The following is a 20,496-nucleotide window of genomic DNA, read 5'->3' as shown; positions in this document are numbered from 1 at the left end:
GCAATGAGCGATTCCCTGCTTCACCGGCTCGCTCAGCGCGCGGGCCTTGCCCGCGACTGGGTGGATGCCAACAACAAACCGCAGCAAGTGACCGATGAGGTACTGCGCAAACTGCTTGAAGCCCTTGGCCATAAGGCTAGCGACGAGGCGCAATTGCAGGACAGCCTGTCCAGGCTCGAACGTAGCGACGACGCACAACACGTTCCGCCGCTGCTCACTGCCGACCAGGGCAAGCCGCTCGACCTCTCGCGGTATTTCCCAGCGCAGGCCGGCGTGCGCGGACAGTTGGAAGATAGCAGCAGCATCGACTTGCAGCTTGATGCCCAGGCCCACCTGCCAGGTGATTTGCCGGTCGGCTATCACCAACTGGAGGTGGCCCAGCACCGCTTTACGCTCGCTGTCGCGCCGTCCGCTTGCCCATCGCTGCATGACTTGGTTCAGGCGGCCCCCGCGCGCTGCTGGGGCTTGTCGGCGCAGCTCTACAGTCTGCGCCGCCCAGGCGATGGGGGCTACGGCGACTGCATGGCCCTCGAGCAACTGGTACGCAGTGCCGCTGAACGGGGCGCCGATGCAGTGGCGATCAGCCCTATCCATGCCTTGTCGGCCTTCGATCAGCAGCACTATAGCCCCTACTCGCCATCGAGCAGGCTGCTGCTCAATACGCTTTACGCAAGCCCGGCGGCCATCCTGGGTGAGCGCACCGTGCGCCTGGCTATCGAGGCCTGCCACCTGGAGCAGACACTGACCTCGCTCGAGCAAGAGCCTTTGGTGGACTGGCCGCGCGCAGCCGATGCCCGGTACAAGCTGCTGGACGCGCTTTACCAGCACTTCAGCCAAGGCGATCACCCGCAACGCGCTGATTTCGAAAGCTATCGCCAGGCCGCAGGCGAGGCGCTGGAGCACCATTGCCGTTTTGAAGTACTGCAAGCCGAGGCGGTCGACAAAGGCCATGGCGCTGATTGGCGCAACTGGCCAGAGGCGTGGCGCGACCCATTTGGGACCGAAGTCCGCGCCTTGGCCGAAAGTTATCCGGCCAGGGTGGAGTTTCACGCGTTCTGCCAATGGCTGACCGAGCGCAGCCTGCAGCGCGCCCAGGAGGCTGCCAAAGGCAGCGGCATGGTAGTGGGCCTGATTGCCGACCTTGCCGTTGGCGCCGATGGCGCTGGCAGCCAGGCCTGGAGCCGCCAGGACGAACTGCTGGCCAACCTTACCGTTGGCGCGCCACCTGACATCCTCAATCGCTCGGGCCAGGACTGGGGCATCTGCGGGTTCTCGCCCGAAGGGCTCAAGCGCAACGGCTACCGCGCGTTCATCGAGATGCTGCGTGCGAACCTTGCCCACGCCGGTGGCCTGCGCATCGACCATGTGATGGGTTTGCAACGGCTCTGGCTGATCCCGCGCGGCTGCAAACCCAATGAAGGCGCCTACCTGTACTACCCGCTCGAAGACATGCTGCGCTTGCTGGCGCTCGAAGCCAGCCGCCACGGTGCAATCATCCTGGGTGAAGACCTGGGCACGGTACCGGACGGTCTACGCGAGGCCTTGGCGCAGAAAAACATCCTGGGCATGCGCGTGCTGCCCTTCGAGCAGACCTCCCCAGGCCAATTCACCCCCCAGCTACAGTGGCCCGACGACGCCTTGGCGACCACCGGCACCCATGACCTGGCGACCGTGGCAGGTTGGCTGAAAAACCGCGACGTCGAATGGAGCCGGCGCCTGGGTTTGATTGATGAATCCACCGAGCAGCAATGGCGCGATGACCGCCGCAAAGAACACGACGGCTTGCGCCGCACGCTTGAAACCCACTATGGCCCGCTGAAGGACGACACTGCCGTGATCGATGCCGCGATTGGTTATGTAGGCCACACCAAAGCTCCGCTGGTGCTGGTCCCGCTTGAAGACCTGCTGGGTCTGGAAGAACAGCCGAACATGCCCGGCACCACCGAAGGGCATCCCAACTGGCGCCGCCGCTTTACCGAGGCGGCAAGCCACATGCTTGACGACAAGGATGCCGCACGGCGCCTGGAAGTGCTGGCGCAAGCGCGCGAGCAGGCATGGGAGCGCGACCGATGAAACCGCTTACCGCGACCCTGCGCCTGCAGTTCCACAGCGACTTTACCCTGGACCATGCCCTGCCGTTGGTGCCGTACTTTGCCCAACTGGGCATCAGCCACCTGTACGCCTCGCCGATCCTCAAGGCCCGCGCAGGTTCGCGCCACGGCTACGACGTCGTCGATCCTACCCAGGTCAACCCGGAACTGGGCGGCGAAGCGGCGCTCGAGCGCCTGGTCAAAGCGCTGCGCCAGCATGGCATGGGCCTGATCGTGGACACCGTGTCCAACCACATGGCCGTTGGCGGCGCTGACAACCCCTGGTGGCAGAGCCTGCTGGCCTGGGGGCGCCGCAGCCCGTATGCGGAGTTCTTCGATATCCAGTGGCACTCCACCGACCCGCTGCTCGCTGGCCAATTGTTGTTGCCGTTCCTGGGCAGCGATTACGGTGTAGCGCTGAAGGAAGGCCAGATCCCCCTGGAATTCGACGCCGACCAGGGGGTACTGCAAATCGCTCACTATGAGCACCGCTTCCCGATCTGCCCGGTCGATTACGGCTGGGTGCTGGCGCTCAGCGCTGACCCGACCCTGACCAGCCTGGCCGAACAGTTCACCGCCCTTGGCGAGTCCGCCACCCCGCTTGACGATGCCGCGCCGTTGCAAGCCGAACTGGCCCGTCGGGTGCGCGAAGGCGCCGACCTGGCCTCGGCCCTGGTGGCATTCGACAGCCGCAGCGAGGCCGGCTTCAAGCGCCTTCACCTGCTGCTCGAGCGTCAGACCTATCGCCTGGCCAGCTGGCGCACCGCTGCCGACGACATCAACTGGCGGCGCTTTTTCGACATCAATGAGCTGGGCGGTTTGCGGGTCGAGCGCCCGGTGGTGTTCGAAGCCACCCATGCCAAGCTGTTCGAGTTGATTGAACGCGGCCTGGTCGATGGCCTGCGCATCGACCACATCGACGGCCTGGCAGACCCACGCGGTTATTGCCGCAAGCTGCGCCGACGCGTGGACAGCCTGATGGCCAGCCGCCCACTGGACGCTTGCGTTGAGCACTTCCCCATCTACGTCGAGAAAATCCTGGGCGTCGATGAGCATCTGCACCGCGACTGGCTCACCGATGGCACCACCGGCTACGAGTTCATGAACCAGGTCTCGCTGTTGCAGCACGACCCGGCCGGTGAGGCCCCGCTGACCGAACTGTGGTCGACGGTCAGCGAGCGCCCCGCGTTTACCGAAGAAGTGCGCCTGGCGCGCCATCTGGTGCTCAACGCAAGCCTGGCAGGTGACTGCGAATCGGTGGCGCAAGCCCTGCTGCAGGTTGCGCGCAACGACCTGATGACCCGCGATTTATCCTTGGGTGCCATTCGTCGCGCCCTGCAGGCACTGGTCGCGCACTACCCGGTTTACCGCACCTACTTCAACGCGTGCGGCCGCCCGGCCGAGGATGAGGCATTCTTCCAGCAGGCCCTGGCCGATGCCCGCCAGGACCTGAGCGAGGCCGACTGGCCCTTGCTCGAGCAACTGGAAAAATGGTTGGGCGGCGAAGGTTGGCGCCAGCTGCCACCTGGCCGTACCCGCAAGCAACTGCGCCACGCCTGCGTACGCTTCCAGCAGCTGACGGCCCCCAGCGCGGCCAAGGCCGTCGAAGACACCGCGTTCTACCGCAGCGCAAGGTTGCTCTCGCGCAACGATGTGGGCTTTGAGGCCGAACGCTTCAGCGCTCCGCTGGAGCACTTCCACAACGAGGCTCAGCGACGCCTGCGGGACTTCCCGGACAACCTGCTGGCCACCGCCACCCATGACCACAAGCGCGGTGAAGACACGCGCGCCCGCCTGGCTGTGCTGAGCGAGCGCGGGCCCTGGCTGGCCAGCCGCATGGCGCACTGGCGCGAGCTGGCAGCGCCATTGCGCACACCGCTCGAGGATGGGCTGGCGCCGAGCCCTGGTGATGAAATGCTGCTGCTCCAGACCCTGTTGGGCACCTGGCCGTTGGGCCTTGCCGTCGATGACGGCCAAGGCCTTAAGCAATACGCCGAGCGTGTCGGTCAGTGGCAACAGAAAGCGCTGCGCGAGGCCAAGCTGCGCAGCAGTTGGAACGCCCCCAACGAAGCCTACGAAAAGGGCTGTGCTCGCTATCTCGAAGGCCTACTGCTGGAGGCCGATGCCCTGCCCCTGCGCACCTCCATCGCCGAGGCGGCGCAGCTGATCAGTTGCCCGGGTGCGCTCAACAGCCTGGTGCAGGCGTTCATGCGCATGACCGTGCCAGGGGTGCCTGATCTGTATCAGGGTAACGAATACTGGGACTTCAGCCTGGTGGACCCAGACAACCGCCGGCCCGTCGACTATCCCGCTCGACGCAGCACCTTGGCAGAGGCCGCGCCGCTCGACGCGTTGTTAAGCCACTGGCATGACGGCCGGGTGAAGCAGGCGCTGGTGGCCCGCGTGCTCGACTGCCGCATGGCCAACCCGGAGCTGTTCCGCCGGGGCAGTTACCTGCCGTTGACCGTCAAGGGGCGCCATGCCGACAAGGTCGTCGCCTTCGCCCGCCTGGGCGACTCACAACGCGCCGTGATCGTCGCGCCGCGCTTGGCCAGCGGTCTGCTGGGCGCGGCACAGAGCCCTCACGTCCCCCCACAGAACTGGGAAGATACCCGGGTCGTATTGCCGTTCGACTTCTCACCTGCCAATTCGACTGGACTTTTCGGTGGGGCCGTTGTCAGCCCTGTAAGAGAGTTGATGGTGTGTGCTGTGCTGTCGGACTTTCCAGTCAATCTGTTGATCGAAGATAACTAGCATTCAGGAGCGTCATATGAGTGTCGATGATAAACGCATACGCGAGTTTGCCTACCAGATCTGGGAGTCGGAAGGTAAGCCACACGGCGAGGAAGAACGTCACTGGGACATGGCCCGCAAATTGGCGGAAGCCGAAGCCAAAGCCCCTGGGGCCAAAGCCAAGGCCCCGGCCAAGCCAAAGGCGCCTGCCAAGCCCAAGGCCGCTGCTGCACCCAAGCCTCCAGCTGACCCTAAAGTCGCTGCATTGCCAGGGGTGAAGCCTGCGGCTTCGAAGAAGCCACGCGCACCGAAAAAGCCGACCGCTAGCTGAACCATCCACGGCCCTGCCGTCTTCAGCACCGCACTGGCACCGAGCACCTCGGTTGCCAGGCCTGATGACGACAAGGCCGTTGCAGTACCCAACCTTATTTTCCAGACAAGGCCATTCGAGGATTGCCATGAGCCCGCGCACCGCAAAGAAAACCCGCTCCGTTGCACCGTCGCGCATTCGCGAAGGCTTACCCTACCCCCTCGGCGCCACCTGGGACGGCCTGGGCGTGAACTTCGCCATCTTCTCGGCGAACGCCACCAAGGTCGAGCTGTGCGTATTCGACGCCACCGGCGAGAAAGAGCTCGAGCGTATCGAGCTGCCTGAATACACCGACGAGATCTATCACGGTTATCTGCCTGACGCGCACCCGGGCCTGATCTACGGCTATCGCGTGCATGGCCCTTACGAGCCTGAAAACGGCCACCGCTTCAACCCCAACAAACTGCTGATCGATCCCTACGCTAAGCAGTTGGTCGGTGAGCTGAAATGGTCGGAGGCGCTGTTTGGCTACACCATTGGCCACCCAGACGGTGACCTGTCGTTCGACGAGCGCGACAGCGCCCCCTTCGTGCCCAAGTGCAAGGTCATCGACCCGGCGTTCACCTGGGGCCGGGACAACCGTGTCCAAACCCCTTGGGATAAGACCGTCGTGTACGAGGCCCACACCAAGGGCATCAGCAAGCGCCACCCGGCCGTGCCTGAGAACCTGCAAGGCACCTTCGCGGGCCTGGCCAACGACGAGCTGCTCAAGCACATCAAGGACCTGGGCGTCTCCAGCATCGAGCTGCTGCCCATCCATGCATTCGTCAATGACCAGCACCTGCTCGACAAGGGCCTGAACAACTATTGGGGCTACAACACCATCGCGTTCTTTGCACCGCACCCAAGCTACCTGGCCAGCGGCAAGATCGCCGAATTCAAGGAGATGGTGGCGCACCTGCACGACGCGGGCCTGGAGCTGATCCTCGATGTGGTCTACAACCACACCGCCGAAGGCAACGAGATGGGCCCCACGCTCTCCATGCGCGGCATCGACAACGCGTCGTACTACCGCCTGATGCCCGACCAGAAGCGTTACTACATCAACGACTCGGGCACCGGCAACACCTTGGACCTGAGCCATCCGTGCGTCCTGCAACTGGTGACCGATTCGCTGCGCTACTGGGCAGGCGAGATGCATGTCGACGGCTTCCGCTTCGACCTGGCGACCATTCTGGGTCGCTACCACGACGGCTACAGTGAGCGTCACAGCTTCCTCGTAGCCTGCCGCCAGGACCCGCTGCTGCGGCAAGTCAAACTGATTGCCGAGCCATGGGACTGTGGCCCAGGTGGCTACCAGGTGGGCAATTTCGCACCGGGCTGGGCTGAGTGGAACGACCGTTTCCGTGACACCGTGCGCGCTTTCTGGAAGGGCGACGAGGGCCAACTGGCCGATTTTGCCGCCCGCATGACCGGCTCTGGCGACATGTTCAACAACCGCGGCCGCAGGCCGTATTCGTCGGTCAACTTCATCACGGCCCACGACGGCTTCACCTTGCGCGACCTGGTGTCGTACAACGAGAAGCACAACGAGGACAACGACGAGAACAACCAGGATGGCACCAGCAATAACCTGTCCTGGAACTGCGGCGCCGAAGGCCCGACCGAAGATGCGGAAATCAACGCCTTGCGCATGCGCCAGATGCGTAACTTCTTCGCGACCCTGCTGTTTGCCCAGGGCACGCCGATGATCGTTGCCGGCGATGAATTCAGCCGCACCCAGCACGGCAACAACAATGCCTATTGCCAGGACAGCGAAATCGGTTGGGTGAACTGGGATCTGGATGAAGAAGGCCAGGCACTGCTGGCGTTCGTCAAGCGCCTGACCCGTCTGCGCCAGAAGTATCCGGTGCTGCGGCGTTCAAGCTTCCTGGTGGGCGATTACAACGAGGCAATCGGCGTCAAGGACGTGACATGGCTGGCGCCCGATGGCAACGAGATGAGCGTTGAACAGTGGGAAGACCCTAACGGTCGCTGCCTGGGCATGCTGATCGATGGTCGTGCGCAGGTCAGTGGCATTGCCCGTCCAGGTTCGGAGTCCACCGTGTTGCTGATCGTCAACGCCCACCACGATACCGTGCCGTTCAAACTGCCCAGCGTTCCAGAGGGCGAACACTGGAGCTGCGTGATGGATACAGACCGGCCACAACTGCGCAAACCCGAAGACCTGCCATTCGACAGCTCATTTGACCTGACAGGGCGCTCGGTGGCGCTGATGGTGCTCCAGCACAGCGAAGAGTGATGGCAAACGCATACGTCACGCGCAATGCGTGACGTAGTCGTTACAGACCCGCCGGGCCATCTCAGACAGGGATTGCCCGGCGGGTTTTTTCTGGTGGTTCGACTGTTACCGCTTGAGCCTGCGGCAGGCACGCTCTACACCTTCAACCGGACTATGACGGCCGGCCAGTGCGGTAAAGCCACCGCGGGCAGAACGCCCGCGGGTAGCTGACGATCAGACCGGCTTGAGCACCAGTATCGCCAGCGGAGGCAGGTTCAGCGCCAGCGACAACGGCTGACCATGGCAGGGGGTCTGCTGCGAGGCGACCGTGCCCATGTTGCCGACATTGGAGCCCGCATAGGCTTCGGCATCGCTGTTGAGCAGCTCCTGCCATTGCGTCCCGAACGGCACACCGATGCGGTAGCCCTCACGCACCACGGGCGTGAAGTTGGCAACCACCAGCACTGGCTCGCCCGCGCTGCTCCAACGCAGCCAGGCGAATACGCTGTTCTGCGCATCATCCCCGATCAACCACTGGAAGCCCTCGGGCTTGCAGTCCTGTTCATGCAGGGCAGGCACATCGCGGTACAGGCGGTTCAGGTCGCCCACCAGGCGCTGTACACCCTGGTGCTCCGGATACTGCAGCAGGTACCAGTCCAGCTGGTGGTCGTGGTTCCATTCGCGCCACTGGCCGAACTCGCAGCCCATGAACAGCAATTTCTTGCCCGGGTGCATCCACATGAAGGCCAGGTAGGCACGCAGGTTGGCGAACTTCTGCCAGCGATCGCCCGGCATCTTGTCGATCAGCGAGCGCTTGCCGTGTACCACCTCGTCGTGGGAGATCGGCAGGATGAAGTGCTCGGAGTAGGCGTATACCAGGCTGAAGCTCATCTCGTTATGGTGATGTGCACGGTGCACAGGGTCGTTCTGGATGTAGCTGAGCGAGTCATGCATCCAGCCCATGTTCCACTTGTAGTGGAAACCCAGGCCACCTTCTTCGGTTGGCTTGCTCACGCCAGGCCAGGCCGTCGATTCCTCGGCAATGATCAAGGCACCCGGCGCTTCATGCGCCGCCACGCCGTTGAGGTGGCGGATGAAGTCGATGGCCTCGAGGTTCTCACGCCCGCCATGGCGGTTGGGTACCCATTCACCGGCCTTGCGCGAGTAGTCGCGGTACAGCATCGACGCCACGGCATCTACCCGCAGCCCGTCAATGTGGAAGTGTTTGAGCCAGTGAAGCGCCGAGGCCATCATGAAGCCCCGCACCTCGTTACGGCCGAGGTTGTAGATCAGCGTGTTCCAGTCCTGGTGATAGCCTTCGAACGGGTTGTCGTATTCGTAGAGGGCCGTGCCGTCGAAGCGCGCCAGACCATGTTCGTCCGTGGGAAAATGCGCCGGCACCCAGTCCAGGATCACGCCGATGCGTGCCTGGTGGCAGGCGTCGATGAAGGCGGCGAAGTCCTCTGCCGTGCCATAGCGCGACGTCGGGGCGAACATCGACAGGGGCTGGTAGCCCCACGAGCCGCCAAAGGGGTGCTCCATGATCGGCAGCAGCTCGATATGGGTGAAACCCAGCTCCTGCACGTAGGGCACCAGGCGCTCGGCCAACTCACGCCAATTGTAGAAACGCCCCACCTCCCCAGCTTCGTCCAGCTCGCAGCGCCAGGACCCGGGGTGCAGTTCGTAGATCGACAAGGGGGCGCCGTAGGCGTGGCGCTGGGCGCGCTCGTCCATCCACTGCTGGTCGCGCCATTCATGGGCTAGCGCACCGGCCACCTTGGAAGCGGTGCTGGGCGGCAATTCGGTGGCACGGGCCAAGGGGTCGGCTTTGAGCGGCAGGATCCCATCCTTGCCCAGCACCTCGAACTTGTAGGTCTCACCCACGCCCAGGCGTGGAATGAACAGCTCCCAGACCCCGGCACCGTGGCGCAGGCGCATCGGGTGCCGACGACCGTCCCAGTTGTTGAACTCGCCCACGACCGATACCCGGCGCGCATTGGGTGCCCATACCGAGAAGCACACCCCGTCCACCCCGTCGACTTGTGCCGGCTGGGCACCAAAACGCCCTGCCAGGTCCCGGTGATTGCCCTCGGCGAACAGGTGCAGGTCGATGTCGCCAAGCTGCGGGCCGAAGCTGTAGGGGTCTTCCGTGACTTGCTCGCCGCCAGCCCAGTTGATGTGCAACTGATAGGGAAGCGCCTCGTTCAGGCGCGCGGTGAACAGGCCAGGTATCGCGCCGGGCTGCATGTCAGCCAGTACGCGCTGGTCGTCGCGCGCCAGCACGCGGGCGCCCAGTGCATTGGGCAAGTAGGCACGGATGGTCACGCCCCCTGCAGGATCGGTGTGAGGCCCCAGCACCGCAAAAGGATCGGCGTGCTCGGCGCGCGCCAGGGCATCCAGGTCCCGTTGGCCAAGACCGCCGTTTTCACGCGTTGAAACGTTCATTCTGACTCTCCCCAGGTACTGATCAGTCCATGCAGGCCATGCAAAGGCACGGCCAGCCAGCTTGGACGGTTTTCGGCTTCATAAGTTATTTCGTATGCCGCTTTTTCCAGGCAGAACAGCTCAAGTGCCGCACGCTCGCCTTCGGCGTGTTCCCAGGCGTGGGGCATGGCCGCGGTGGCCAGGCCATAAGCCTCTATGAATGCATGCCGGGACTGGTGAAGGTACTGTCGGGCCACCCGCTGCCGAGCTTGTCGCGCCGGCTCGGAAAGGTCCACGGTAGAGGCGCTGCGCAGGATCATCGCAGCAGCATAGTCGAAAGAGCGCAACACACCGCTGACATCTTTGTACGGGCTGTGCTTGGCCCGGCGCTCTTCCAGTGGCCTGGACGGTTCCCCCTCGAAGTCGATCAGGTAGGCATCGCCTTGCACCACCAGCACCTGGCCCAGGTGAAGGTCGCCATGCACACGCATCAACAGGCCGCCCTGCGCCTGCTGTGCCAGTTCGGCCACGCGCTGGGCGAGCCCGTCGCGCTGCTGCTGCAAGTCATCGACCAATGCCTGACTTTCCGCGTCGAGCTTGTCACGGTGCTGCGTCAACAGATCCAGCGCATGGGTCAGCTCTGTGCTGATCTGTGCACTCCACCGCTCGCTGTCTTCGGCAGTGCTCGGATAAGGCGCGAAAGCCTCGTCATCGGTAGGTGCCGCGAGCATCAGGTGCATCTCGCCCAGGCGCTGGCCGAGCAGGGAAGCGAAGTCGCGCAGCTCGTTGACCGCGTCGGTGTGCGGTTCACCTTCGCTGCTGGAGGGCTGCATCTGGTCGCGAATGGCGCGCTCCAGGGTGTTCTGGGACCAGGCCCAGGCATCGCCCTGATTACTCAGATAGCCTTGGGCGATCATCAACAGGTGCGGTGCGCCTTGGGCATCCTCGCGACTGACCCAGGCCAGCAACGGCGAGATGTTGGCAAAGCCGGCTGCGGTGAGATAAGCACTCATTTCAAGCTCTGGATGAATGCCTGCGTTGACCCGCCGGATCAACTTGAGCACCACCGAATCGCCCACCACTACCGAACTGTTTGACTGCTCGGCGCTCAAGTAGCGTACCGGGCTGTCATCACCCAGTGCCAGGCCAGCCAACTGTTCGGTGTGGTTGAAATGCAGCTCGCCCTGATCATTCCCACAGGACAAGCGCAGGCCCTCCTGACAGGCCTGGAGCACCGCGCGAATGAACGGCTCGAGCACAAAGGCATCGGTGATCAGGCCCACTTCATTGGCCCGTCGCACGCGCGACAAGGCCAACTGCTGCGGCAATGCCGTACTGATCTGCTCCTCGGGCAGCAGGCCGAACGGCAGCTGGTAGCGGCTTGTCACCCCGTCGCTGATCACCTCGATTTCACTGAGCAGCACGGGCGTGCCGGCCGTGGTCATGCGCACGCCATAGCTCAGGTCGACCTGATCAATAGGCCCTTCCTTGCCCGCGAACCAACGCCGCTTGGGCAGGTACTGGGGCAGGATGGTGGACTGCAGGGCGTCGCGTGAAGGCGACTCGAGCAGCTCTTCCAGACGTTTGCGTAGCACTAATGTAGTCAATTCCGGTAACCCCTCGGTAGGCTGGTTATGCCAGCTGGGCATGCGATCGTGGGCAGCCAGCACGAACCAGTAAAAGCCATAAGGCGGCAAGGTCAGCAGGAACGGCAGCTGCCCGATGGGCGGGAAGGCGCTGCCCCCGATCATTTCCACGGGGACCTTGTCGGCGTATTGGGACAAGTCCAGTTCCGCAGCCTGGGCTGCGCGGGACACGTTGGCGACACAGAGAATGACCTCGGTGTGGCCATCGGCATCGGTGAACTCCCGGATGTAGGCAAGGATGCGTCGGTTGCTGGGTGTCAGGGTGCGCAGCGTGCCGCGGCCGAAGGCTTTCTGCTGCTTGCGCACGGCGAGCAGGCGACGGGTCCAGTTGAGCAGTGAATGGGGATCGTGGCTCTGCGCTTCGACGTTGACCGTCTGATAGCCGTAGAGCGGGTCCATGATCGGTGGCAGCACCAGCCGCTGTGGGTCGGCGCGGGAGAAGCCGCCGTTGCGGTCAGGCGACCACTGCATGGGCGTACGCACACCGTCGCGATCACCCAGGTAGATGTTGTCACCCATGCCCAGCTCATCGCCGTAGTACAGCGTCGGTGTACCTGGCATGGACAGCAGCAGGCTGGTGAGCAGCTCGATCCTGCGCCGGTCGCGCTGCAGCAGCGGCGCCAGGCGGCGGCGGATGCCGAGGTTGATCCGGGCGCGGCGGTCTTCGGCGTAGTAGTTCCAGAGGTAGTCGCGCTCACGGTCGGTGACCATCTCCAGGGTCAGCTCATCGTGGTTACGCAGGAAGATGGCCCACTGGCAGTTGGCCGGAATCTCCGGGGTCTGGCGCAGGATGTCGGTGATGGGGAAGCGATCTTCCATCGCAAGCGCCATGTACATGCGCGGCATCAGAGGAAAATGGAACGCCATGTGGCATTCGTCCCCGTCGCCTTCGCCGAAGTAAGGGCGGGTGTCCTCCGGCCATTGGTTGGCCTCGGCGAGCAGCATGCGGTCAGGGTAATTGGCATCGATCTCGGCCCGGATCGCCTTGAGCACACCATGGGTTTCGGGCAGGTTTTCGTTGTTGGTGCCGTCGCGCTCGATCAAGTACGGGATGGCGTCGAGCCGCAAGCCATCGACGCCCAGGTCCAGCCAGAAACGCATCACGCCGATCACAGCCTTGAGCACCTGCGGATTGTCGAAGTTCAAGTCCGGCTGATGGGAATAGAACCGGTGCCAGAAGTACTGGCCTGCCACCGGGTCCCAGGTCCAGTTGGATTTCTCGGTATCGAGGAAGATGATGCGGGTGCCGTCGTATTTGTGGTCGTCATCGGACCACACATAGAAGTCACGGGCCTTGCTGCCACGTTTGGCATGGCGGGCACGTTGAAACCACGGGTGCTGGTCGCTGGTGTGGTTGATGACCAACTCGGTGATCACCCGCAGCCCGCGCTTGTGCGCCTCGGCAATGAAGCGGCGGGCGTCGGCCAAGGTGCCATAGTCCGGATGCACCGCTTTGTATTCTGCGATGTCGTAGCCGTCGTCGCGCCGGGGCGAGGGGTAGAACGGAAGCAGCCATAACGTGTTTACGCCCAGCTCAGCGATGTAGTCGAGCTTGCTGATCAACCCGGCAAAGTCACCGATACCGTCGTTGTTGGCATCGAAGAAGGACTTGATGTGCAACTGGTAGATCACCGCATCCTTGTACCACAGCGGGTCGTCAATGAAGGCTGCCGGGCGGGTACGCTTGGCCATGTACCATTCCTCTGAATGCTTGATCGGTAAAAACCCGTCAGAGAGCGGGCGCGCCCGCTCCCTGACACGCTCAGCTGACTTTGCTGATTCGCCAGATACCGAATGGCTGATGCCAAGGCTCAATGCGCATGAACTGGGTCTTGCCGTACCACGACCAGCGATGACCATTCATCAGGTCCTCCCCGTGGGTTTCGGCACCGTCATCAAGGCCAAGCTCCCACAACGGCAGTTCGAAATGGGCTTCCTGGGCGTTGTGCGGGTCCAGGCTCACGGCGATGAGAATGTAATTGTCACGGGCGGGGGTGCGCTTTGCGAAATACAGGATGTTGTCATTCCAGCAGTTGAGCAGCGTCAGGCCCAGGTGGCTCTGCAGGGCCGGGTTCTGCCGGCGGATACGGTTGAGCTGGGCGATCTCGGCGATGATGTTGCCCGGCTGGGTGAAGTCACGCGGACGGATCTCATACTTCTCCGAGTCCAGGTATTCTTCCTTGCCCGGCAGCCCTGCCGCTTCGCACAGCTCGAAGCCCGAGTACATGCCCCACAAGCCCGACCCCATGGTCGCCAGTGCGGCCCGGATGAGGAAGCCGGCCCGGCCATTTTGCTGGAGGAAGAACGGGTTGATGTCTGGCGTGTTGACGAAGAAGTTCGGCCGGTAGCATTGGCTCCACGGCGGCTGGTTGAGCGTTTCGAAATACTCGCTCAGCTCCCGCTTGGTGTTGCGCCAAGTGAAATAGGTGTAGCTCTGCGCATAGCCGACCTTGCCCAGGCGGGCCATCATGGCGGGCTTGGTGAACGCCTCGGCCAGGAACAACACGTCCGGGTATTGACTGCGCACATTGGCGATCAGCCACTGCCAGAACGGCAGGGGTTTGGTATGCGGGTTGTCCACCCGGAACGTTTTCACGCCCTCCTCCACCCAACCGATGATCACATCACGCAGGGCGATCCACAGTCCAGGCACGGCATCGGGCGCATAGAAGTCGACGTTGACGATGTCCTGGTACTTCTTCGGCGGGTTCTCGGCATAGCGGATGGTGCCGTCCGGGCGCCAGCTGAACCAGCCTGGATGTTCCTGGAGCCACGGATGGTCCTGGGAGCACTGGATGGCGAAGTCCAGGGCGATTTCCAGACCGTGCTGGGCTGCCGCCGATACCAGGCGACGGAAATCTTCACGCGTGCCGAGTTCGGGGTGGATCGCATCGTGCCCACCGTCGGCACTGCCAATGGCGTAGGGGCTGCCAGGGTCCCCCGGCTGGGCCTGCAACGAATTGTTCCGGCCCTTTCTGTGCTGCATGCCAATGGGGTGAATGGGCGGGAAATACAACACATCGAAGCCCATGTCGCGAATCATCGGCAGGCGCTGGTGCACATCGTTGAAGGTGCCATGACGCTGCGGATCATCGGTGATCGAACGGGGGAACAGCTCATACCAGCTGGCGAATTGCGCGGCCGGGCGGTCCACATCCAGCGGGTAGTTGCAACTGCGGGTCAGGTAGCTGCGGTGTTCGGCGGCGGCCATCATCTGCGATGCCTCGGCACCCAGCAGCAGGGCTACTTGCTCGTCCTCGGGCAGCGTCTGCAACGTGGCTTGCAGCGCCTGTAATTGCTCGCGCAAGGCGCCGCTGCTCAATTCAATGCCCTTGCCCAGCAGCAACCGCCCTTCCTCGAGTTCAAGCTTTACGCCGACGCCGGCATTGAACTTTTTCTCCAGGTCGTAGCAGTAGGTGGCGTAGGGGTCGATCCAGGCTTCGATGCTGAACACATGCGGCCCGATTTCAGTGGGGGTGAATTCTGCCAGCCACAGGTCATTGCCGGGCGAAGTCATGGGCACGCAATGAATGCGACGGCTACCGGCCTGGCACCAGTTCAACACCACAGCCATCCGGTCGTGGCCGTCGGTGAATACCTTGGTGCTGACCGAAACCGGCTGGTTGCTGATGGCCTTGGCGGCAAAGGCGCCGCCGTCGAGCACCGGCTGGGTGTCCTCTATGGCGATACGCGGTGCCATCAAGGCCTGGGACAGGCTGATGACCTGGTCCGGATGATCATTTGCCGTGGGCACGCTTTCGAAGGGCTCGTTCAAAGACATCAGGCCTTGCTCCCTGGGACTGGTGGCGGTAAGGATTGAGAGCGCGGCGACCAAGCCTGGGTTCAAAAATGAATTGATTCGAAGCACCAGCGGTCGAACGCTGCAGGACAGGTTCACTCAACCGCAAGAGGCATGGCCATGACGCTCCCAACGCCCCCGGAAACGCCCGATCCGAACATTGACGATCCCAACCTCCCGCCCCCAGAGCCTGAGCGTGACCCGGATGACCTGCCGATTCAGCCGACCGTGCCGCCAACCGTGGGTGACCCACCCAGTCAAGAACCCCCGATAAAGGCGTAAGACTGTTCATTCAAGATCGCTGGGGCCGCTGAGCGGCTCCAGGTGAACGGCACTACGCTAACGGCGGGCGATTGAAGTCGACGACTGTCAATTTTGCCCGTGGCGCGTCGGCTGCGTTGTTTCGATCAAAAGTCACCCTGTGTCGCTGACCTTTCTACTCGACCCTGCCCAGTTCAGCCACGCTGATCTCCCGCATCCTGAACTTCTGCACCTTGCCCGTCACCGTCATGGGAAATTCATCGACGAAGCGGATATGGCGGGGCACCTTGTAGTGGGCGATACGGGATTTGCACCAGGCCTGCAGCTCCTCGGCAGTGGCCTGGTGACCTGGATGCAGCTTGACCCAGGCGACGATGTCCTCGCCGTAGCGGCTGCACGGGATACCAATGACCTGGGCATCGGCGACCGCCGGGTGGGTATAGAAGAACTCTTCTATTTCACGCGGGTAGATGTTTTCGCCACCGCGGATGATCATGTCCTTGTTGCGCCCGACGATGCGCACATAGCCCGCCTCGTCCATCACCGCCAGGTCACCGCTGTGCATCCATCCGGCCGCGTCGATGGCACTGGCCGTGGCCTCGGGGTTATCCCAGTAACCCAGCATCACGCTGTAGCCGCGCGTGCAAAGCTCCCCGGTTTCACCGCGCGCAACCGTTGCGCCTTGCGGGTCGATGATCTTGCTTTCCAGTTGCGGCTGGGTACGGCCCACAGTGGTGACGCGCAGCTCCAGGTCATCATCCGGGCCGGTTTGCAACGACACCGGGCTCGTTTCAGTCATGCCGTAAGCGATCTGCACCTGGGCCATGTGCATCTGGTCGATGACCCTGCGCATGACCTCGATCGGGCAGGTGGCGCCGGCCATGATGCCGCTGCGCAAGGACGACAGGTCCATACGCTGGCGGGCCGGATGATCGAGCATGGCGATGAACATGGTGGGCACGCCGTACAGGATGGTGCCGCGTTCCTCGGCCACGGCGCGCAAGGCCAACTCGGCGTCGAAGCCGTCGCCTGGGTAGATCATGGTGGTGCCATGGGTGATGCAGCCCAGGTTGCCCATGACCATGCCGAAACAGTGATACAAGGGCACCGGGATCACCATGCGGTCATGCGCAGTCAAGCCCAGGCTTGCGCCAACCATGAAGCCGTTGTTCAGAATGTTGTAGTGGCTGAGGGTAGCGCCCTTGGGCGCGCCGGTGGTGCCAGAGGTGTACTGGATGTTCACCGGCTGGTCGAAATGCAGGCTGTTTTGCCGAGCCGTGCACGCTTCGCGGCTTACGGACATGCCCCAAGTGGCCAGTGCCTCCCACGGCAGGAAGCCAGCAGGCGGGTCGTTGGCCAGGCTTACGACCCCGCGCAAGGCAGGCAGCGCGGCACTGCTGATCTGACCGGGTGTTGCGGTCGCCAACTCCGGCACCAAGGCATGGACCATGGCGTGGTAATCGGAATGCTTGAACGCGTCGGCACAGACCAGCCAGCTGCACCCTGACTGGCGCAGCACGTACTCAAGCTCACCCACCCGGTAAGCCGGATTGACGTTGACCAGGATGGCGCCCACCTTGGCAGTTGCCACCTGCAGGATGCACCACTGCGCGCAGTTGGGTGCCCAGATGCCCACGCGGTCACCGGTTTCGATCCCAAGGGCCATCAGCGCCCGGGCACACGACTCGACCTGCTCCGCCAGTTGCCGCCAGCTGTAGCGCAGGCGCTGGTGCCGAGCCACCAAGGCTTCCTGCTCGCCCAGGCGCGCCACGGTCGCGTCGAAGGCCTGGCCAATGGTTTGAGTAAGCAAGGGGCGGTCCTGGCGACCGCGGGTATAGCTGGGTTGGGTCATGTGCGTCCCTTCTTTTGATTGTTCTGGGTAGGGGGCCAAACGCGCGCCAATCACTTTGGCTCAGATTTACGTTTACGTAAAGGTGACGGATAAATTGACAAAAAAGCAGGTGCAGGTTTACGTTTACGTAAAGGTGATAGGCAGTTGAGCACGCTTTCGGCGTCAGCTGCCTGCCCAGGCAAGCTTGCCGCTCGCAGCGTGATCCCATTTCAAGAACAACAAGGTGCCCTCGCATGCATTACCCCAGCCTGAACTTCGCCCTGGGCGAGACCATCGACATGCTTCGCGACCAGGTGCGCACCTTCGCCGCCGCCGAGCTCGCCCCTCGCGCCGCGCAGATCGACCACGACAACCTGTTCCCTGCCGACATGTGGCGCAAGTTCGGCGACATGGGCCTGCTCGGCATCACCGTGCCGGAAGAATACGGTGGCGCAGGCTTGGGTTATCTGGCGCACGTGGTGGCGATGGAAGAAATCAGCCGCGCCTCGGCCTCGGTCGCGCTGTCCTACGGCGCCCACTCCAATTTGTGCGTCAACCAGATCAACCGTAACGGCACGCCCGCGCAAAAGGCCAAATACCTGCCCAAGCTGGTCAGCGGCGAGCACGTCGGCGCCCTGGCGATGAGCGAACCCAATGCAGGGTCGGACGTGGTGTCGATGAAACTGCGCGCCGACAAACGCGGCGACCACTACGTGCTCAACGGCAGCAAGACGTGGATCACCAACGGGCCCGACGCCAACACCTACGTCATCTACGCCAAGACCGATCTGGAAAAAGGCCCCCATGGCATCACTGCGTTCATCGTCGAGCGCGATTGGGCAGGCTTTAGCCGCAGCAACAAGTTCGACAAGCTGGGCATGCGTGGCTCGAACACCTGCGAGCTGTTCTTCGATGACGTGCACGTGCCAGAGGACAACATCCTCGGCCAACTCAATGGCGGCGTACGGGTGTTGATGAGCGGCCTGGACTACGAGCGCGTGGTGCTCGCCGGCGGCCCTACCGGCATCATGCAGAGCTGCATGGACCTGGTGGTGCCGTACATCCATGACCGCAAGCAATTCGGGCAGAGCATCGGCGAGTTCCAGTTGATCCAGGGCAAGGTCGCCGATATGTACACCCAGCTCAACGCCAGCCGCGCTTACCTGTATGCCGTGGCCCAGGCGTGCGATCGCGGCGAAACCACCCGCAAGGACGCAGCCGGGGTGATCCTCTACACCGCCGAGCGCGCCACGCAGATGGCCCTGGAGGCGATCCAGATTCTTGGCGGCAACGGGTATATCAACGAATTTCCCGCAGGTCGCTTGCTGCGCGATGCCAAGCTGTACGAAATCGGCGCCGGCACCAGCGAAATCCGCCGGATGCTGATCGGCCGCGAGTTGTTCAACGAGACCCGCTGAACACGCTGGCGCTGCGGCCGGCTCATACGCCCGCCGTGGCCACACCGGACAACCTTGCACGGCCAAGCCAAGGGCGCGCCGCTGCACCAGGAGTCATGATGATTCTGAAAACCCAAGTGAACCCCCGGTCACCCGAATTCGCCCAGTCCCAGGCGGCCATGCTGGCGCAGGTCGACAACCTGCGTGTGCTGCTTGCCCAGGTAGCCCAGGGTGGCGGCGCCAAGGCTCAGGAGCGGCACACCTCGCGAGGCAAACTGCTGCCCCGCGAGCGAATCGAACGTCTGCTCGATGCCGGTTCCGCCTTTCTTGAAATCGGCCAGTTGGCTGCACACCAGGTCTACGGCGAAGACGTTCCGGCAGCCGGCCTGATCGCCGGGATCGGGCGCGTGGAAGGCGTGGAATGCATGATCGTGGCCAACGACGCGACGGTCAAAGGTGGCTCTTACTACCCGCTGACGGTGAAAAAGCACCTGCGGGCGCAGACCATTGCCTTGCAGAACCGTCTGCCGTGCATCTACCTGGTCGATTCTGGCGGCGCCAACTTGCCGCGCCAGGACGAGGTGTTTCCCGACCGTGAGCACTTCGGGCGGATTTTCTTCAACCAGGCCAACATGAGCGCACTGGGCATCGCCCAGATCGCCGTGGTGATGGGGTCATGCACCGCAGGCGGCGCCTACGTGCCGGCAATGGCGGACGAGGCGATCATGGTGCGTCAACAGGCCACCATCTTCCTGGCCGGCCCACCGCTGGTGAAGGCGGCCACAGGCGAGGTGGTGAGCGCCGAGGCGCTAGGCGGCGCCGATGTGCATTGCCGCACCAGCGGTGTAGCCGACCATTACGCCGAGAACGACGAGCATGCCCTGGCGCTGGCCAGGCGCTGCGTAGCCAATCTCAACTGGCGCAAGCTCGGTGCCCTGCAATGCAAGCCGCCGGTTGCGCCCTTGTATGCGGCGCAGGAGCTATATGGCGTGATTCCGGCTGACGCCAAACAGCCTTTCGATGTGCGTGAAGTCATCGCACGGCTGGTCGATGGCTCGGTGTTCGATGAGTTCAAAGCCTTGTTCGGGACCACGCTGGTGTGCGGCTTCGCCCACCTGCACGGCTACCCGATCGCCATCCTGGCCAACAACGGCATCCTGTTTGCCGAGGCTGCGCAAAAAGGCGCGCACTTCATCGAGCTGGCTTGCCAGCGCGGTATCCCGCTGCTGTTCCTGCAGAACATCACGGGGTTCATGGTGGGCAAGAAGTACGAAGAAGGCGGCATCGCCAAGCATGGCGCCAAGTTGGTCACGGCCGTGGCCTGCGCGCAGGTACCCAAGTTCACGGTCATCATTGGCGGCAGTTTCGGTGCCGGCAACTACGGCATGTGCGGACGCGCCTACGACCCGCGCTTTCTCTGGATGTGGCCCAATGCGCGCATCGGGGTGATGGGCGCCGAACAGGCTGCCGGCGTGCTGGTGCAGGTCAAGCGCGAGCAGAGCGAGCGCAGCGGCGAGCCGTTTGGCGCCGAGGATGAGGCCAGGCTCAGGCAGCCGATCCTCGATCAGTACGAGCATCAGGGCCACCCCTACTACTCCAGCGCCCGCCTATGGGACGACGGCGTCATCGACCCAGCGCAGACCCGCGATGTGCTGGCCCTGGCCTTGTCTGCGGCGCTGAACGCACCGATCGAACCGAGCCGCTTCGGCATATTCAGGATGTGA

Annotated in this window: 10 protein-coding genes; 6 read left to right on the top strand and 4 right to left on the bottom strand. The window is 63.3% G+C overall.

Features of this window, described 5'->3' with window-relative positions:
* The first annotated feature begins 3 nt into the window (after positions 1-3).
* The 4 genes from malQ to glgX all read left to right on the top strand — a co-directional run bounded on the left by malQ (position 4) and on the right by glgX (position 7,435).
* The gene (malQ, locus tag ACF8R3_RS00420; RefSeq protein ID WP_392514596.1) at positions 4-2,073 is read left to right on the top strand and encodes a 4-alpha-glucanotransferase; all 2,070 of its coding nucleotides are present in this window, start codon (positions 4-6) and stop codon (positions 2,071-2,073) included.
* Positions 2,070-4,844: a malto-oligosyltrehalose synthase gene (locus ACF8R3_RS00415; protein WP_392514575.1), complete on the top strand. Its 2,775-nt coding sequence runs from the start codon at positions 2,070-2,072 to the stop codon at positions 4,842-4,844. The genes malQ and ACF8R3_RS00415 overlap by 4 nt, the downstream gene beginning before the upstream one ends.
* A gap of 16 nt (positions 4,845-4,860) precedes the next feature.
* Positions 4,861-5,154 carry a DUF2934 domain-containing protein gene (locus ACF8R3_RS00410; protein WP_058605048.1) on the top strand — a complete coding sequence of 98 codons (294 nt, stop codon included), beginning with the start codon at positions 4,861-4,863 and terminating at the stop codon, positions 5,152-5,154.
* Between the two features lie 127 nt (positions 5,155-5,281).
* Positions 5,282-7,435 carry a glycogen debranching protein GlgX gene (gene glgX / locus ACF8R3_RS00405; protein WP_196125891.1) on the top strand — a complete coding sequence of 718 codons (2,154 nt, stop codon included), beginning with the start codon at positions 5,282-5,284 and terminating at the stop codon, positions 7,433-7,435.
* Positions 7,436-7,648: 213 nt separating this feature from the next.
* Here the strand turns inward: glgX and glgB are convergent, their stop codons facing one another.
* The 4 genes from glgB to ACF8R3_RS00385 form a co-directional block, all read right to left on the bottom strand.
* Positions 7,649-9,859 (bottom strand): 1,4-alpha-glucan branching protein GlgB, encoded by a 2,211-nt coding sequence (gene glgB / locus ACF8R3_RS00400; RefSeq protein WP_326384186.1) that lies wholly within the window; start codon positions 9,857-9,859, stop codon positions 7,649-7,651.
* Positions 9,856-13,176 (bottom strand): maltose alpha-D-glucosyltransferase, encoded by a 3,321-nt coding sequence (gene treS, locus ACF8R3_RS00395; protein ID WP_392514573.1) that lies wholly within the window; start codon positions 13,174-13,176, stop codon positions 9,856-9,858. The genes glgB and treS overlap by 4 nt, the downstream gene beginning before the upstream one ends.
* Positions 13,177-13,246: 70 nt before the next feature.
* Entirely contained in the window at positions 13,247-15,265 is a 2,019-nt protein-coding gene (locus tag ACF8R3_RS00390) for an alpha-1,4-glucan--maltose-1-phosphate maltosyltransferase (RefSeq protein ID WP_392514571.1), read from the bottom strand.
* Between the two features lie 454 nt (positions 15,266-15,719).
* Positions 15,720-17,396, bottom strand: a complete 1,677-nt coding sequence (locus ACF8R3_RS00385; protein ID WP_392474904.1) for an AMP-binding protein — start codon at positions 17,394-17,396, stop codon at positions 15,720-15,722.
* A 233-nt stretch (positions 17,397-17,629) separates the two neighbouring features.
* Between ACF8R3_RS00385 and ACF8R3_RS00380 the strand changes: the two genes are divergently transcribed.
* The gene (locus ACF8R3_RS00380) at positions 17,630-18,793 is read left to right on the top strand and encodes an isovaleryl-CoA dehydrogenase (RefSeq protein WP_196125888.1); all 1,164 of its coding nucleotides are present in this window, start codon (positions 17,630-17,632) and stop codon (positions 18,791-18,793) included.
* A gap of 95 nt (positions 18,794-18,888) precedes the next feature.
* A complete protein-coding gene (locus ACF8R3_RS00375) occupies positions 18,889-20,496 on the top strand; it encodes a carboxyl transferase domain-containing protein (RefSeq protein WP_058639569.1) in 1,608 nt (535 codons plus the stop codon).

The sequence above is a fragment of the Pseudomonas sp. FYR_7 genome (assembly GCF_043106155.1).
Lineage (GTDB): Bacteria > Pseudomonadota > Gammaproteobacteria > Pseudomonadales > Pseudomonadaceae > Aquipseudomonas > Aquipseudomonas parafulva_B.
The sequence above is the reverse complement of the archived record's forward strand: the minus strand, read 5'-3'. Positions and strand labels throughout refer to the sequence as shown.